Annotated in this window: 8 protein-coding genes and 2 pseudogenes; 4 read left to right on the forward strand and 6 right to left on the reverse strand. The window is 69.3% G+C overall.

Annotated features, from left to right (window positions below; translation table 11 throughout):
- Positions 1-78: 78 nt before the first annotated feature.
- Positions 79-3,941 (forward strand): annotated as a pseudogene (locus KQY30_RS07630) (GH92 family glycosyl hydrolase).
- A gap of 120 nt (positions 3,942-4,061) precedes the next feature.
- Here KQY30_RS07630 and KQY30_RS07635 read toward each other — a convergent pair.
- From KQY30_RS07635 to KQY30_RS07660, 6 genes are all read right to left on the reverse strand, one after another.
- Complete coding sequence (locus KQY30_RS07635) at positions 4,062-6,383, reverse strand: tetratricopeptide repeat protein (RefSeq protein ID WP_217306185.1); 2,322 nt, start codon at positions 6,381-6,383, stop codon at positions 4,062-4,064.
- A gap of 93 nt (positions 6,384-6,476) precedes the next feature.
- Positions 6,477-7,106: a DUF6879 family protein gene (locus KQY30_RS07640; protein ID WP_217306186.1), complete on the reverse strand. Its 630-nt coding sequence runs from the start codon at positions 7,104-7,106 to the stop codon at positions 6,477-6,479.
- Positions 7,099-7,368 carry a hypothetical protein gene (locus tag KQY30_RS07645; RefSeq protein ID WP_217306187.1) on the reverse strand — a complete coding sequence of 90 codons (270 nt, stop codon included), beginning with the start codon at positions 7,366-7,368 and terminating at the stop codon, positions 7,099-7,101. The genes KQY30_RS07640 and KQY30_RS07645 overlap by 8 nt, the downstream gene beginning before the upstream one ends.
- Positions 7,369-7,625: 257 nt before the next feature.
- Positions 7,626-10,355: an aconitate hydratase AcnA gene (gene acnA / locus KQY30_RS07650; protein ID WP_217306188.1), complete on the reverse strand. Its 2,730-nt coding sequence runs from the start codon at positions 10,353-10,355 to the stop codon at positions 7,626-7,628.
- A gap of 485 nt (positions 10,356-10,840) precedes the next feature.
- Positions 10,841-11,731, reverse strand: coding sequence for an aminoglycoside phosphotransferase family protein (locus KQY30_RS07655; RefSeq protein ID WP_217306189.1), 891 nt, complete (start codon positions 11,729-11,731; stop codon positions 10,841-10,843).
- A gap of 97 nt (positions 11,732-11,828) precedes the next feature.
- The gene (locus KQY30_RS07660; protein WP_254407004.1) at positions 11,829-12,101 is read right to left on the reverse strand and encodes a hypothetical protein; all 273 of its coding nucleotides are present in this window, start codon (positions 12,099-12,101) and stop codon (positions 11,829-11,831) included.
- Between the two features lie 428 nt (positions 12,102-12,529).
- Between KQY30_RS07660 and KQY30_RS07665 the strand changes: the two genes are divergently transcribed.
- The 3 genes and pseudogenes from KQY30_RS07665 (at position 12,530) to KQY30_RS07675 (ending at position 16,727) form a co-directional block, all read left to right on the forward strand.
- The gene (locus KQY30_RS07665; protein WP_254407005.1) at positions 12,530-13,195 is read left to right on the forward strand and encodes a superoxide dismutase family protein; all 666 of its coding nucleotides are present in this window, start codon (positions 12,530-12,532) and stop codon (positions 13,193-13,195) included.
- A gap of 318 nt (positions 13,196-13,513) precedes the next feature.
- Positions 13,514-14,494: a hydroxyacid dehydrogenase gene (locus KQY30_RS07670; protein WP_254407550.1), complete on the forward strand. Its 981-nt coding sequence runs from the start codon at positions 13,514-13,516 to the stop codon at positions 14,492-14,494.
- 215 nt (positions 14,495-14,709) lie between these two features.
- Positions 14,710-16,727: pseudogene (locus KQY30_RS07675) on the forward strand (DUF2264 domain-containing protein).
- Positions 16,728-16,779: the final 52 nt, after the last annotated feature.

Here is a 16,779-nt window from a genome sequence, read left to right on the forward strand (position 1 = left end):
TGCACTTGGCCCCTACTGGACCCTGCGCTCTCGTTTGACAACGTTGTCCGACTTGGTACGCAGGAGGAAAGGCTCGGTATGCAGGAGAGATCCCGACCCCGGCGCAGACAATGGCACACCGCCGCCCTGGTGGCGGCCGCCGCTCTGCTCGTCATAACGGCGCAGTCCGCCGCCGTGGCACAGCCCGCCCGATCCGGGCCCGCTGAAAAGGAATTCACGTCATCCTTCGAGGCGGACGAAAAACAGCCGGACTGGCGCAATACCGTTGAAGTGGGGCCCGCCGGAGAGAAGCGGGCATCCGGTGTCGACGGCGGCTTCACCAGCGGAATCCCGGGCAATGTCACCGACAGGGTCGTGGAGTTGCGCGCGAGCGGCGAGAACTCCGGCTCCGGCGAGACCAAGGAGAACCTGGTCGACGTGCAGTCGGCCAGCAAGTGGCTGGCGTTCAGCAGGACCGCGTGGGTCGAGTTCGATCTCGACGCCCCGGTCAAGGTGGTCACATACGCGCTGACCTCGGCGAACGACCACGCGGAGCGCGACCCCAGGGACTGGAAGCTCCAGGGCTCCACGGACGGCAAGGAGTGGAAGGACCTCGACACCCGCACGGGCGAGACCTTCGGCCAGCGCTTCCAGACCAAGTCGTACGAATTCTCCAACACCGTGGCGTACCAGCACTACCGGCTGGACATCACGGCCAACAACGGTGGCACGGACGCGACTCAGCTCGCCGACGTCCAGTTCTCCAACGGCGATACGAGCACGCCGCCGCCGCAGGACATGCGCACCCAGGTCGACCGCGGCCCCTCCGGCTCCCCCACCGCCAAGTCGGCCGCGGGATTCACCGGGGTGCGGGCGCTGAAGTACGCCGGTACGCACCAGCCGGACGGGCGGGCGTACTCGTACAACAAGATCTTCGACGTCAACACGGCCGTGCAGCGCGACACCGCGCTCTCGTACCGGATCTATCCCGCCATGGGCGAGACGGATCTGAACTACCCGGCCACGAACGTCTCCGTCGATCTCGCCTTCACCGACGGCACCTATCTGAGTGATCTGAAGGCCGTCGACGCGCACGGCGGGCTGCTGACCCCGCAGGGCCAGGGCGCCGCCAAGCGGCTCTACGTCAACCAGTGGAACCAGGTCGACGCGCGGATCGGTTCGGTCGCCGCCGGCAGGACCGTCGACCGGATCCTGGTGGCGTACGACTCGCCGCAGGGCCCCGGCACCTTCCAGGGCTGGATCGACGACATCACCCTGGCGCCCAAGGCGCCCGAGAAGCGGCTCGCGCACCTGTCGGACTACGCGTCCACCACCCGCGGCACCAACTCCAGCGGCTCCTTCTCGCGCGGCAACACCTTCCCGGCGACGGCCGTGCCCAACGGTTTCAACTTCTGGACCCCGGTGACCAACGCCGGGTCGAACAGTTGGCTGTACGAGTACAGCCGCGGCAACAACGCCGACAATCTGCCGACCGTGCAGGCCTTCAGCGCCAGCCATGAGCCCAGCCCCTGGATGGGCGACCGGCAGACCTTCCAGTTGATGCCGTCGGCCGCCGAGGGCACGCCCAACGCGTCCCGTACGGCGCGGGCACTGCCGTTCCGGCACGAGAACGAGACCGCGAAGCCGCACTACTACGGGGTGACGTTCGAGAACGGCCTCCGGACGGAGATGACGCCGACCGATCACGCGGCGATGGTGCGGGTGACCTATCCGGGCGCCGACGCGAGCATGATCTTCGACAACATCTCCAACGCGGGCGGGCTGACCCTCGATCCGGAGAACAGTTCCTTCACCGGTTTCTCGGATGTCAGGAGCGGTCTGTCGGCGGGCGCCACGCGCCTGTTCGTATACGGCGTCTTCGACGCGCCCGTCACGGCGAGCGGCAAGCTGTCCGGCGGCGGGGGCTCGGATGTCACCGGGTATCTGCGCTTCGACGCGGGGGACGACCGTACGGTCAATCTGCGTATCGCGACGTCACTGATCAGTGTGGACCAGGCGAAGAAGAACCTCGCCGACGAGATCCCCGCGGGCACGCGCTTCGAGCGGGTCAAGGACCGGGCGCAGGACGCCTGGGACGACATCCTCGGCAGGGTGGAGGTGGAGGGCGCGGACCACGACCAGCTCACCACGCTCTACTCCAGCCTCTACCGGCTGTATCTGTATCCCAACTCCGGCTTCGAGAACACCGGTTCACAGTCGCGTCCGAAGCAGCAGTACGCCAGCCCCTTCTCGCCGAAGACCGGCCAGGACACCCCGACGCAGACCGGCGCGAAGATCGTCGACGGCGAGGTGTACGTCAACAACGGCTTCTGGGACACCTACCGGACCACCTGGCCCGCGTACTCGCTCCTCACCCCGGACCGGGCGGGCGAGCTGGTGGACGGCTTCGTACAGCAGTACAAGGACGGCGGCTGGATCTCCCGCTGGTCCTCCCCGGCTATGCCGACCTGATGACCGGCACCAGTTCGGACGTCGCCTTCGCCGACGCGTATGTCAAGGGAGTCGACTTCGACGCGGAGGCGGCGTACGAGGCGGCGCTGAAGAACGCCACCGTGGTGCCGCCGAGTTCGGGCGTGGGCCGCAAGGGCATGGAGACCTCGCCCTTCCTCGGCTACGCCTCCACGGAGACGCACGAGGGCCTGTCCTGGTCGCTGGAGGGCTACCTCAACGACTACGGCCTGTCGCAGATGGGCGAGGCCCTCTACAAGAAGACCAAGAAGGCGCGTTACAAGGAGGAGTCCGAGTACTTCCGCAACCGTGCGCAGAAGTACGTCACCCTCTTCGACTCCGAGGCCGGCTTCTTCCAGGGCCGTGACCTCAAGGGCGACTGGCGGGTGCCCTCGGAGCAGTACGACCCGAGGGTGTGGGGGTACGACTACACCGAGACGAACGGCTGGGGTTACGCCTTCACCGCCCCGCAGGACTCGCGCGGCCTGGCGAACCTGTACGGCGGCCGGGCCGGTCTCGCGCAGAAGCTGGACACCTACTTCGCGACGCCCGAGACGGCCGCCCAGGAGTTCGTCGGCTCGTACGGTGGTGTCATCCACGAGATGACGGAGGCGCGTGACGTACGGATGGGCATGTACGGCCACTCCAACCAGGTCGCCCACCACGCCACGTACATGTACGACGCGGCCTCGCAGCCCTGGAAGACCCAGGAGAAGGTCCGCGAGGTCCTGAGCCGCCTCTACGTCGGCAGCGAGATAGGGCAGGGCTACCACGGCGACGAGGACAACGGCGAGCAGTCCGGCTGGTACCTCTTCTCGGCGCTGGGCTTCTATCCGCTGGTGATGGGCAGCGGGGAGTACGCCATAGGCTCGCCGCTCTTCACCAAGGCGACGGTCCATCTCGACAACGGCCGCACGCTGGTGGTCAAGGCGCCGAAGAACAGCCGGAAGAACATCTATGTCCAGGGCCTCAAGGTCAACGGCAAGTCGTGGAACTCCACGGCCCTCCCGCACGATCTGATCGCCCGGGGCGGCACGCTGGAGTTCGAGATGGGCCCGAGGCCGTCGAAGTGGGGCACGGGCAAGAACGCGGCCCCGGTCTCGATCACGAAGGACGACAAGGCCCCGTCCCCGCGGACGGATGCGCTGCCTTCCTCCGCGGGCCCGCTGTTCGACAACTCTTCGCGCACGGAGGCGGCGGTCGAGACCGTGGACCTCCCGGCACCCGCCGGAACCCGCGCGGTCCAGTACACCCTCACGTCGTCGACGGCCGCGAAGGCCCCGACGGCCTGGACCCTCCAGGGCTCGACGGACGGCGGCGCCACCTGGCGCACGATCGACACCAGGTCGTCCCAGTCCTTCACCTGGGACAAGCAGACCCGGGCCTTCACGATCGCGAGGCCGGGCACGTACGAGAAGTACCGCCTGGTGAGCGACGGCGCTGCGGCACCGGCAGAGCCTTCGACCCTGGCGGAGGTGGAACTGCTGAGGTAACAGCCTGAGTCGAACCGCATGAGTCGAACCGCAGGAACGGGTCACCGGCACAGCCCGGTGACCCGTTTCCGTTCTCCGCTGTCCGTTCTCCGCTGTCCGCTCTCCGCTCTCCGCTACGACTCAGCCCTCGGCGGCGCGGCGGCTTTCGATCCGGGCTCGGGCCGCGACCGCGCGGGGGTCGTCGTAACCGGCCAGCAGTCCCAGGGCATCCGCCCAGTGCGTACGAGCGGCCTCCGGGTCGTCCACGACCAGAGCCTCGGCCAGACCGTCCAGCGCCATCGCCTCGTCCCACGTGTCGCCGAAGGCACGATGCACGGCGGCGGCCCGACGGTGGAAGTGCGCGGCTTCCTCATGCCGGTCGAGATACCGGTACGCCTGAGCCGTACCGTTCCACCCCATGGCCTCCCGACTGCGGTTCCCGAGCCGCCGGTGCAGGGTGGCGGAGCGCTGGTAGGAGGCGAGTGCCTCGGTGGGCTGGGCGTTGGCGAGCTGGGCGTCGCCGAGGGTGAGGAGCCAGTAGCCTTCCAGACGCTGATCGCGCAGCGCAAGCGCGATGTCCACTGCCTCACGGGCCGTGCCGAGTGCGCTCTCCTCGTCCCCCTGCTCATGCTCCACATGGCTCAGCAGGCGCAGGATGTTGCCTTCACCGCGCTGATTGCTCAGGGCACGGTGCGCCGCCAACGCCTGGCGGCCGGCGGCGGACGCTTCCGGGAGGCGGCCGGCGCGGTAGTGGGTGCTGGCGAGGTTCGAGAGCGTCGTGGCTTCCCAGTGGGCGGCGTTCTGCTCGCGGAAGACGGCGATGGCCTGCTCGAAGTACGAGGCGGCGTCGGCGAGTTGCCGGGTACGGAGGTGGAACAGGCCGATCAGATTGAGCGAATGTGCCTCCCCGAGCCGGTCACCCAGCTCACGCCAGATCCCGAGCGCCGCGGTGTGGTTCTCGTGGCTCTCGGTGAGGCGGTTGTTCCGGGTGTGGCTGATACCCAGCTCGGTGAGGAGCTGGGCCTCCGCGCTCCGGTCACCGAGCCGGCGTGCCGCCTCCAGGCCGAGCCGTCCGACGGCCGGCCAGTCGGCGAAGGGAGCGGAAGGGGACTGGGCGTTCGCGAGAACGGCCGGCAGTTGCCAGGCGAGCCGGTCGTCCGCGGTGGCGGCTGCCCGTACCGCCTGGAGCAGATTGGCGTGCTCACGCTCCGACCAGTCCACGGCGGTGTCGTAGTCGGGGAAGGACAGCGGGCGCACGCCCTCCCCCGGCGGGGTGAGTGAGAGATGAAGCTCCGCCGGGCTGATCCAGCTCTGTGCCGCGTCGGCGGTGTGCAGATACCAGTCCAGTACACGGCAGAGCGCGGCCGACCGCTCCTCGGGAGGCTCTTCGTGTTGTGCCTGGTCGGTGGCGTAGGCACGCAGCAGGTCGTGGAACTGATAACGGTCCGGGGCGATCTGCTCCAGCAGATGGGCGCCGACCAGGGAATCCAGTAACTGACGGGTCTTCGGGGCGGTCAGTCCGGCGAGGGCCGCCGCGGCATGGAGGCTGAACTCGGGGCCGGGATGCAGCCCCAGCAGCCGGAACAGGCGGGCGGCCCGCTCCGGGAGCGCCCGGTAGGACCACGCGAATACGGTACGGACCGCCTCGGCCTCTTCGTCGTCGCCGGTGCTGAGGGCGTCCCACAGGGCGCTCTCGTCCCGTAAATCGGCGATCAGGTCGTCCAGCTTCATATGGGGATGACTGGCGGCGCGCTCGGCCGCGATCCGCAGGGCCAGCGGCAGCCGGGCGCAGAGCACGGCCAGTTCGGTGAGCTTGTCCGGGTCGTCCTCGGGCCGGTATCCGGCGGTGACGGCACGCAGCAGGGCGACCGCTTCGGGTTGCGGCAGCGTCCCGAGTGTCAGCCGCCGCGCTCCGTCCCGTACGGCGAGTCCGGAGAGGCGGCTCCGGCTGGTGACCACCACCAGACACCCGGCGCTGCCGGGCAGCAAGGGGCGGACCTGGCCGACCGTGGCAGCGTTGTCAAGGACGATCAGCATCCGGCGGTCGGCCAGCAGCGAGCGGTAGAGCGCGGCGGCGGAATCGGGGTCCTGAGGCACCGATCCGGGCCGTACGCCCAGCGAGCCGAGGAAACGGTGGAGGGCGTCCTGGGCGGTGACGGGCGCCCCCGGGTCGTAACCGCGCAGATTCACGTAAAGCTGCCCGTCCGGGAATCGGTCCTGCACCTGATGGGCCCAGCGCAAAGCCAGCGAGGTCTTTCCCGCGCCGGCCGTACCGGCGATCACGCAGACCGAGATGACCAGTGGCCGACCGTCCTCATCGGCCAGCACAGCGTTCAACTCGTCGAGTTCATGCGTACGGTTGACGAATCCGCGTATATCGGCGGGGAGTTGCCGGGGTGTGGGATTCGGTGAACCGTCCTCGCCAAGTGTGCCGTGCCCGTGGAAGTGGATTCCTCCGCTCACATTTCCCGCCTGTATGACGTCGCGCGACGTACCCGACAGGTCGTTGTTCGTCCTGCCGGGCCGCCCCTCGTCTCTTCTGTGCTCGTTGATCGTCTACTCCGCGTTGATCGTCGGCGGGGGAAGGTGTGCCACCTCGCGAGCGAAGTAGCTCTGCACGTCCTCACCTGCCCGGTAGAGTTCCTTGATGTAGCTTTCCCAGATTCCGACAATTTCCGGGTCGGTATACCTGACCGCACCACAGGATGCGCCGGATTCGGTGTAGAGCACTTCATACAGCGTGTGTCCGCCGAGGACGACCACTTCAGGAAGAAGGCCGTCGCCCTCCGATTCCGCTACTTCCCCGGCGCCGATCGTACGGATTCTTTCTCCGTATTCCGCGCGCTGCCGAAGCGAGTGCAGTTCCCATTGCATATAGGGCGTCAGCGGCCTTTCCACAACACGCACTCGATGAAAACGGGAATCACGGCGTTCGTCGTCGAGAGCGGAAGCAAGCAGATCCGCGCGCCGTGCTTCGATGAGTCGCAGCGCTTCAGCCCAGTCGCCCCGGGACAGCGCGTCCCGGCTGGCACTTCCCTGCTCCTCGAAGTGCTGCCGGCGTTCGAGCTTCCAGGAGTCCCCATGGCGGATCGCTTCGTACCGCTCCCGGAAGTCCCTCTTATACGTGTCGCGTACGAGCCTCTCGCCCTGCTCACGAGGAAAGGCGGCGGGATGCAGGTCAAGCATCGGCGATGTCCGGTTTCGCGGCGCTGAGCATTGTTCCCGGGATGACGACCAGTCGTTCGTCCGCGGCGAGAGTGACGCCCTCCGGCAGATGCGGAGCGTAATGCGAGGTGAGGTCACGGCCGATTACCGCGATATCGCCGTTGTCGAGCCGCCAGATGTCCGGGCAGTCGTCCTTGCCGTCCGAATGGCCCAGTTCTTCGGCCGACTTTCCGAGTCGCCGCTCGAATAACGCGGACGGATCGGCCTCCCAGGCACGAGCCATGTCTGCCTCCACTCGGTTGTTCTCGGGTGTTGATTGAGTGCGCAACAGCTTCACATTGTATGTGCACACGATTACTCAGAGCAACGTCCCTCGGAGGCAAGTTCGCGCCATCGAAGCCGTCGAGGCCCGTCGAGGTCCGTCGAGGCGACGAGCCTCAGAAGCCGTCGAAGCCGCCGAACGCAGCAAGGGCCGTGTCCCGTACGCGTACGTACGGGACACGGCCCCCGGCTCATCGCCGTCGGCGCGGCAATCGCCGCCTACTTGCGGATCAGGCTCCGCAGCACGTACTGCATGATCCCGCCGTTGCGGTAGTAGTCCGCCTCGCCCGGCGTGTCGATGCGGACCACCGCGTCGAACTCCACGCCCGTGTCCGTGGTGACCTTGACCGTACGCGGCGTCGTGCCGTCGTTCAGTTCCGTCACGCCCGTGAAGGAGAAGGTCTCCTCGCCCGTCAGCCCCAGCGCCTGCGCCGACGCGCCCTCCGGGTACTGGAGCGGGAGGACGCCCATGCCGATCAGGTTCGAGCGGTGGATGCGCTCGTACGACTCGGCGATGACGGCCTTCACGCCCAGCAGCGCGGTGCCCTTCGCCGCCCAGTCGCGGGACGACCCCGAGCCGTACTCCTTGCCCGCCAGGACGACCAGCGGGACGCCCGCCGCCTGGTAGTTCTGCGAGGCGTCGTAGATGAAGGAGACCGGGGCGTCCTCGCGGGTGAAGTCGCGGGTGAAGCCTCCCTCCGTGCCCGGCGCGATCTGGTTGCGCAGGCGGATGTTGGCGAAGGTGCCGCGGATCATCACCTCGTGGTTGCCGCGGCGCGAGCCGTACGAGTTGAAGTCGCGCCGCTCGACGCCGTGCTCCGTGAGGTACGTACCGGCCGGGGTGTCGGCCTTGATCGCGCCCGCCGGGGAGATGTGGTCGGTGGTGACCGAGTCGCCCAGCTTGGCCAGCACCCGCGCGCCGGTGATGTCCTCGACCGGGGTGGTCTCCATCGTCATGCCCTCGAAGTACGGGGGCTTGCGGACATAGGTGGACTGCGGGTTCCACTCGAAGGTGTTGCCGGTCGGGATCGGCAGCGCCTGCCACTGCGCGTCGCCCGCGAAGACGTCCTGGTAGGACTTGTTGAACATGTCCTCGCCGATGGCGTTGGCCACCACGTCGTTGACCTCGGCCTCGGTGGGCCAGATGTCTTCGAGGTATACGGGCTTGCCGTCCTGGTCGATGCCCAGGGCGTCCCTGGTGATGTCGACCTTCATCGAGCCGGCGATGGCGTACGCGACGACCAGCGGCGGGGACGCCAGGTAGTTCATCTTGACGTCGGGGTTGATCCGGCCCTCGAAGTTGCGGTTGCCGGAGAGCACCGAAGTGACGGCCAGGTCGTGCTCGTTGACGGCCTTGGAGACCTCCTCGGGCAGCGGGCCCGAGTTGCCGATGCAGGTGGTGCAGCCGTAACCGACCAGGTTGAAGCCGACCTTGTCGAGGTACGGGGTCAGGCCGGCCTTGTCGAAGTAGTCCGTGACGACCTTCGAACCGGGGGCGAGGGTGGTCTTGACCCACGGCTTGCGGGACAGGCCCTTCTCGACCGCCTTCTTGGCCACGAGCGCCGCGGCGACCATGACGTACGGGTTCGAGGTGTTGGTGCAGGAGGTGATCGCGGCGACGGTGACGGCGCCGTGGTCGATCTCGTACGTCGAACCGTCGGGCGCCGTGACCAGCGTCGGCCGCGTCGGTACGCCGTCGGCGTAGGCCGGGGCGTCGGAGGCCGGGAAGGACTCCTTGCCCGCCTCCTCGTCCTCGGTGACGTAGTTCCGTACGTCCTCCAGGAACCTCTGCTTGGCCTCGGCCAGGACGATACGGTCCTGGGGGCGCTTCGGGCCCGCGATGGAGGGGACGACCGTGGCGAGGTCCAGCTCCAGCTTCTCGGAGAAGTCGGGCTCGGCGGCCGGGTCGAGCCAGAGGCCCTGCTCCTTGGCGTACGCCTCGACGAGCGCGACCTGCTGGTCGCTGCGGCCGGTCAGCCGCAGGTACTTGAGGGTCTCGTCGTCGATCGGGAAGATCGCGGCGGTGGAGCCGAACTCCGGGGACATGTTGCCGATGGTGGCGCGGTTCGCGAGCGAGGTGGCGGCGACGCCCTCGCCGTAGAACTCCACGAACTTGCCGACGACGCCGTGCTTGCGCAGCATCTCGGTGATCGTGAGGACCAGGTCGGTGGCGGTGGTGCCGGCGGGCAGCTCGCCCGTCAGCTTGAAGCCGACGACACGCGGGATGAGCATCGAGACGGGCTGGCCGAGCATCGCGGCCTCGGCCTCGATGCCGCCGACGCCCCAGCCGAGCACACCGAGGCCGTTGACCATGGTGGTGTGCGAGTCGGTGCCGACGAGGGTGTCGGGGTACGCCTGGCCGCCGCGGACCATGACCGTACGGGCCAGATGCTCGATATTGACCTGGTGGACGATGCCGGTGCCGGGCGGTACGACCTTGAACTCGTCGAACGCGGTCTGGCCCCAGCGCAGGAACTGGTAACGCTCCTTGTTGCGCCCGTACTCCAGCTCCACATTCTGGGCGAAGGACTCGGGCGTACCGAACTTGTCGGCGATCACGGAGTGGTCGATGACCAGCTCGGCCGGGGCCAGCGGATTGATCTTCGCCGGGTCGCCGCCCAGCTCCTTGACGGCCTCGCGCATGGTGGCGAGGTCCACGACGCAGGGCACACCGGTGAAGTCCTGCATGATCACACGGGCCGGGGTGAACTGGATCTCCTGGCTCGGCTGGGCCTGGGAGTCCCAGCCGCCGAGCGCGCGGATGTGACCGGCGGTGATGTTCGCGCCGTCCTCGGTACGGAGCAGGTTCTCCAGCAGCACCTTCAGGCTGTAAGGGAGGCGCGCGGAGCCCTCGACCTTGTCCAGCCGGAAGATCTCGTACGACTCGCCGCCCACGCGCAGCGTGCTGCGGGCGTCGAAGCTGTTCGCCGACACGACAGTCTCCTTCATCAATGTGCGCGTACTACCGCGCCGTACCTCTATAACCGACTACCGCCGCGCGATGCCGCCACGGCCCTCGCCGATCCGCTAAGGTAAGACTTGGTTAGGTAACCCTTACCGACTGGCGGCTGCGGGTACGCCTTCGGCAGATATCTCGATGTCGAGATAACTCTAATACATGCCCGCCGCGCGGTCATGCGCGGGCCCGGCCGACCTCTGCCGTCCGATCGAGGCGCTTGACAGCGAACCCAGTCGTTCCGGCTCCCTGGCCGGCGAAGCCAGTCGTACGAGGGGACGTACTGGGGGGTGGGACGTACTGGGGGTGCTGGGTGGCCGCCACCGGTCGGGGCGGATCTTGCGGAGCCGTACGTCGGGCTGTCGTACGTCGGGCTGTCGTACGTCGGACAAGGGCATTGCCGAGAAGGTCGAGTTGACCGCAATGATCGACCTGCGACCAGATCAAGCGATCTGTCACGGCCCGCGATGGGGCGACATCATTCCGTCGGCTCCAGAATGCGGTCGAGTGTCCGGCGCCCCATTCCGCTCATCGTCGGATTGCTCTCGACGTAGTACCAGACAAGACCCATCGCCTGTACGAAGGCCCATGCCTTGCCGCGCTCCCACTCCAGATCGTCGCAGGCCAGTGTCCGCCGGAGCACTTCCCGTGGGCCCGGTTGCAGCAGGTGCCATGCGCCGACCAGATCCAGCGCGGGGTCGGCCGGGCCGAAGCCGCCGGTGTCGAGCACGCCGCTGAGCCGGTCTCCCGCGACCAGTACGTTGCCGGGAATCAGGTCACCATGGCTCATCACGTCGGCACCCGTGCGTGGCAACTCCCTGAGGTGGCTCCACACCTGGCGCAGCCGGGGCACGTCGAGCAGCCCCTTGCTCTCCTCGAAGCACGTCGCCATCCAGTCGTCGTGGTGAGCGAGAACGCCGCCACGGTTCTCGCCGCTGAAACGCCGCCCCCGCGTCTCGGCGTCCCGCAGGGCTGCGATGAAGGCCGCAAGATCCTCGGCGAAAGCGTCCGACCCACTCGGGTCGGCTTCGAAGGCGACCGTTCCCGGCAGCCATGTCTGGACGGACCACGGCATGGGATAGCCCGCTCCGGGCTTTCCCAGGGCGACGGGTTCCGGAACGGGGAACCGGGACACCTGTGCCAGTTCCGCGCTCGCCTCGGCTTCCCGTTCCAGAACCGCCAGCGCCTCCGCCGCATCGGTCAGACGCAGCGGGAAACGCGCGGAGAGGTCCTCCCCGATGCGGAAGATGGCGTTGACCGTCCCGGTCGACGACAGGAGTTGGATCGCCTTGCCGCTCCACTGAGGGAACTGTTCCTGGATCAAGGTCGCAACGATGTCGGTGGTCACGTGCACTTGGTCATCGTGCATGGTCAATCTCGTTGGCCCTTCCACTAATCCAGTTCGAAACGACGGAGGCAGTCCAGATCAACTGAGACGACAGCGTCCGCTGATCTCGCAGCTCGTGTCACAGTTCACCGTCGTAGGGCGGAATCGTCCATCGCATCACCATCGTTCCCGCCTGGTCGGCTTCGAGCGTGACCGGATAGACCTGGTCGGCGTCCCGCTCACCGCGGTGCCTGATCGAGTGGTCGCCCTCGTCCCACTCGATGCCGAGCATCTGGCAACCGCCGACGTCGACAGAACCGGCGCGGAGCGGATGGTGCCACCCGGCCATGCCGAGTACCAGCACACCCGACGGCGCAGTGACCTTTCCCAGGTCGACGAAGATCTCAGACATGCGCCGATTGTGCCTTCCGGGTACGACAACGGTCCGCGCACCGTCTGGGTGCCCGGCGCCGCTGGAGCTTCCGCGCCGCGACGGGCGCCTCCTTGCCGACCGGTGCCGGTCTCACTGGGCGACGGGCACCACCGGGCCCGCCGGGGCCGAACCACTCACCCGCCGTGAAGCCGCGCGCCGGGCGCGCGTCAGTCGTATGGAGGAGCCCGGCGGGCGGGGTTTCCGGGCGGGGCGGGCGGCGCGCGGGGGCACCGTTGGCGCTCGCCCGGGGTAGTTGTACGGTCACTTTCCGGAGCTGCCAGGGGTCGTGCTCGTCGTTACGCTCGCCTCAGTGGGCGGTGGATGGCGCGGACTCGCCAGGTGACACGTCGGGCCACCACCATCGACCACGCTGGACTCCTCATCCCCATCATCGAAGGAGACCACCCGTGAAGCCCCTGAAGCCCGTGAAACTGATGAAGCCCGCGAGGATCCCTCGTAAGGCGTCCGCCGCTCTCGCCGTCACGGCCCTGCTCACCTCGCCGGCCACCACCGCGTTCGCACAGGACGAATCCCGTTGGGTGAAGGCGGGGGAGGTGAGGGCGGCAGGGGTGTTCGTACCGCCGTCACCGCGCCGGCTCGCCGAGGCGCTGACGTACGACGTGAAGCTGGTGCCCGTGGGCGCGCGCATCGCCGTCGTCGAGCGGGTGGGGGATCGTCGCGTCGGCGGGCATGCCGGCAAGGAGACCGCCGGCTCGGGCACCGACGTCCGGCTCAGCGTGAGCGGGCTGCTGCCCAACCGTATGTACGGCGCACATGTGCACACCGAACCGTGCGGCAGCACCCCCGAAGACGCGGGGCCGCACTACCAGAACGTCAAGGACCCCGAGCAGCCCTCCACCGACCCCGCCTACGCCAACCCGGAGAACGAGATCTGGCTGGACTTCACGACCGGCAGCGGCGGCCAGGCCACCGCGGAGTCCCGGCACACCTGGCGGTTCCGGCCGGGTCAGGCGGGGTCGGTGGTCATCCATGAGCACGGGACGGCGACGACCCCGGGCGAGGCGGGAACGGCGGGCGCGCGGCTCGCCTGCCTCACCGTGCCCTTCGAGTGAACTCCGGGGCACGGCGGGATCGTGCGTCGGTACGGGAGACCGTTCGGTGCGGGGGGTACGGGGGTGCGCCGAAGGTACGGGGGGTGTGCGGGGGGGCCGGGGTGTGCGGGGGTACGGGACACCGCGCCGCGCCCGGCTCGTCCTGGAGGAGGATGGGGGCTGCGCCAAGGGAGGCGCCCCTGCCCCGGGGCGCCGCCCGGCCCCCGCTCCCGTACCAGGAGAACGATGACCGCCGCACCCGTCCCGCCCATCCCGCCCGCCTCGTCCGCCTCGTCCGCCGCACGCCCCCCGAGGGCCAAGCCGCGCGCCGCGCTCGCCATGGCACCGGACGCCGCCGCCGGTGTCCTCGGCCCCGACGCGCTCAGCGCCCTGAGCGCCGTGTGCGAACTGGCGCCGCCGCCCGTCCTCGACGACTTCACCACCGACCGGGCCCGCGCCGCCCTCGCCGACGCCGAACTCCTCGTCACCGGCTGGGGCTGCCCGCCCCTGGACGCGGCCGTCCTGGAGTCGGCACCACGGCTGCGCGCGGTCGTCCACACCGCCGGTTCGGTACGCGGCCATATCACCGAGGCCTGCTGGGAGCGCGGGATCGAGGTGTCCTCGGCTGCCGCCGCCAATGCCCTGCCGGTGGCCGAGTACACCGTCGCGATGATCCTGCTCTCCGGCAAACGCGCCCTGGAACGCGCCCGCGACTACCGTGCGTCGCGCCGCCGCGAGGAGTGGCTGCCCACGGCACCCGAGGTGGGCAACTACCGCCGCACCGTGGGCATTCTGTCGGCCTCGCTGATCGGCCGACGGGTCATCGAACTGCTGCGGCCGTACGATCTTCCGGTGCTGCTGCACGATCCGTACGTCGACGACGAGGAGGCCGCCGCGCTCGGTGCCCGGGCGGTCGGGCTCGGTGAACTGTTCACCGCGAGCGACACGGTGAGCGTGCACACCCCGCTGCTGCCCGCCACCCGAGGCCTCGTCAGCCGTGAACTCCTGCTGTCCATGCGGCAGGACGCCGTCCTGATCAACACCGCGCGCGGCGCCGTCGTCGATCAGGACGCCCTGACCGAGGTGCTCCGGGCGGACCGGATCCGGGCCGTCCTCGATGTCACGGAGCCGGAGGAACTGCCCGCGGACCATCCGCTGTGGGAGTGCGAGAACGCGCTGATCACCCCGCATCTCGCGGGTTCGCTGGGCAATGAGCTACGGCGACTGGCGGATCTGGCGGTCGGTGAGATCGCCCGCTGGGCGGCGGGCGAGGGCTTCGCCCATCCCGTACGACGCGAAAGGCTGGCGTTCCTCGCATGACCGGACCGTACGAAGCAACTGGACCGGACGGCGCCCCCATAGCCGGACGCCATGGGCGCGAAGGCCGTGTGGGCGAGCACCATGTGCCCGCGCCACATGGGGGCGAACACCATATGGGCCCGCACCATGGGGGCGAACACCGGTCCGAGCGCCATGGGTCCGAGCAGCATGGGTCGGAGCGCCCTGGGTCTGAGCGCCATGTGCCCGGACACCATGTGGTCCCGCTGCCCGACGAGGACCGTGTGCTCAGCCCGTTCACCGGCTACACCCGGGCGCACTGGGAAGCCGTCGCCGACGGGCTGCTGCGCGCCGCCTGGCAGTGGGCCTCCCCGGCCGCGCCCTGCTCGATCTCCCGGGGCGGCCCTCCGTCTCCGGGGTGCGCTCGGACGGACTGGAGGGGTACGCCCGTACGTTCCTGGCTGCCGCGTTCCGGGTCGCGGGCGCGGGCGGCGCGGACCCGTACGGCTGGCTCGACCGGTACGCGGAGGGGCTCGCGGCCGGGACCCATACCCCCGGACGCGACGACGCCGAGTCCTGGCCGCTGGTCCTCGGTCACGATGTGCACGGCCAGCCCATGGTCGAGTCCGCGTCCGTCGCCATCGGGCTGCGGCTGACCAGGGCCTGGCTCTGGGACCGGCTGGACCCGGCGGTCCAGGACCGCGCCGAGGAGTGGCTGCGTGGCGCGCTGCGGCACACCCCGGCTCCCAACAACTGGTACCTGTTCCCCTATTCGGTCGCCGGATTCCTGGAGTCGGTGGGCCGCGGCGACACCGAGACGGCCCGCGCGCGGGAGCGGGCGCTCGGGCTGCTGGAGGGGTGGTACCGCGGGCAGGGCTGGTACACCGACGGCGACGGCCGCGCCTTCGACCACTACAACGGCTGGGCCCTGCACCTGTATCCGGTCCTGGACGCCCATCTTTCAAGCCTGGAAGGCAAGTTGGGCAACCCGGAAGCCGGGGGCAACACACCCGGGACGGCATCCGGGGTGACGCCCGAGGCGATATCCGAGGTGACTTCCAGGGCGACCGCGCGTCATGGCGCGCGGCTGCGCGAGCATCTGGAGAGTTTCTCGCTGCTGTTCGGCGGCGACGGTGCGCCGATCCACTTCGGCCGCTCGCTCACCTACCGTTTCGCGGCCGGCGCGGCGGTCGCCCTGGGTGCCGTCACCGGGCACACCCCGCTCGCCCCCGGTGTCTCGCGGCGCCTGCTGAGCGGCTCGCTGCGCTACTTCCTCGACCGCGGCGCCATCGGTACGGACGGCCTGCTGAGCCTGGGCTGGCACGGCCCCCACGTCGCCACACTCCAGCGCTACTCGGGCCCGGCCTCCCCCTACTGGGCGTCCAAGGCCTTTGTCGCTCTGCTCGCACCTCCGGACCACCCCTTGTGGACGGCGACCGAGGAGCCCGCCCCCAGTGAGGGCCCCGACCGTGTGCTCGCCCTGGCCGCGCCGGGGCTGCTGGTGCAGTCGACGGCGGCGGACGGGATCGTACGGCTGCACAATCACGGCAGTGACAACATCCGGCCCCACGAGGGCGAGCCGGCCTCGGAGGACGACCCGTACTACGGCCGGCAGGCCTACTCCACCCGGACGGGCCCCACTTCGGTCGAGAACCTCGCGGACAACCATCTGTCCGTCGAGATCGCCGGAGTCCGCAGTGTCCGCCGCCGTATCCGCCCCCTGGGCACGGGGCAGGGCGACGGCTGGGGCTGGGCCGCCTCCTGGCATCTGCCGGTGTTCGCCTCGGGTCCGCCCATGGTGCCCGAGCTGCGGGTCGAAAGCGTGACGGTCGTCAGGGGCCGGTACGAGCTGCGCGCGCACCGCGTCCTGGGCGCACCGCCCGGCACGCTCGTACGCCAGACGGGCTGGGCGACCGGCCCCGGTCCGGACGAAGGTCCTGACGGCGACGACGGCGTACGGTCCGCTCTCCACGGCCTGTACGGCTGGGCGGGCCCGGACGAGCAACGGGCACCGCAGGGCACGGCCTTCACCCGCTGGGCGCGGGTGCCCCGGCTGACCGGCGAGGCCGGGGGGACAGCCCTCTTCGCCGCCCTCGCCACCCTCACCGCGGAGCCCGCCGCGGCCCCGCTGTCCGTGGCCGTGAGCGAGGTGCGGCTGCCGGGTGCGGACCTGGACACCATCGAGGTGACCTGGGCGGATGACGGATCCGTGACGCGCGTCGCCTTCACACCACTGGAGGTCGCCCACACCGGTCGTGTCACCCACATGGCCTGAACCAGTTGAACTAAAATAGACCAGCAGGTCCAGACGATGGGACCGGCAGGCA

The organism is Streptomyces sp. GMY02 (genome assembly GCF_019056675.1).
GTDB lineage: Bacteria > Actinomycetota > Actinomycetes > Streptomycetales > Streptomycetaceae > Streptomyces > Streptomyces odonnellii.

What these genes read in the sequence shown, in the direction of transcription:
- acnA (WP_217306188.1), bottom strand. Translation starts at nt 10,355, where the DNA reads ATGAAGGAGACTGTCGTGTCGGCGAACAGCTTCGACGCCCGCAGCACG.
- KQY30_RS07645 (WP_217306187.1), bottom strand. Translation starts at nt 7,368, where the DNA reads ATGGCTCGTGCCTGGGAGGCCGATCCGTCCGCGTTATTCGAGCGGCGA.
- KQY30_RS07660 (WP_254407004.1), bottom strand. Translation starts at nt 12,101, where the DNA reads ATGTCTGAGATCTTCGTCGACCTGGGAAAGGTCACTGCGCCGTCGGGT.
- KQY30_RS07655 (WP_217306189.1), bottom strand. Translation starts at nt 11,731, where the DNA reads ATGCACGATGACCAAGTGCACGTGACCACCGACATCGTTGCGACCTTG.
- KQY30_RS07670 (WP_254407550.1), top strand. Translation starts at nt 13,514, where the DNA reads ATGGCACCGGACGCCGCCGCCGGTGTCCTCGGCCCCGACGCGCTCAGC.
- KQY30_RS07640 (WP_217306186.1), bottom strand. Translation starts at nt 7,106, where the DNA reads ATGCTTGACCTGCATCCCGCCGCCTTTCCTCGTGAGCAGGGCGAGAGG.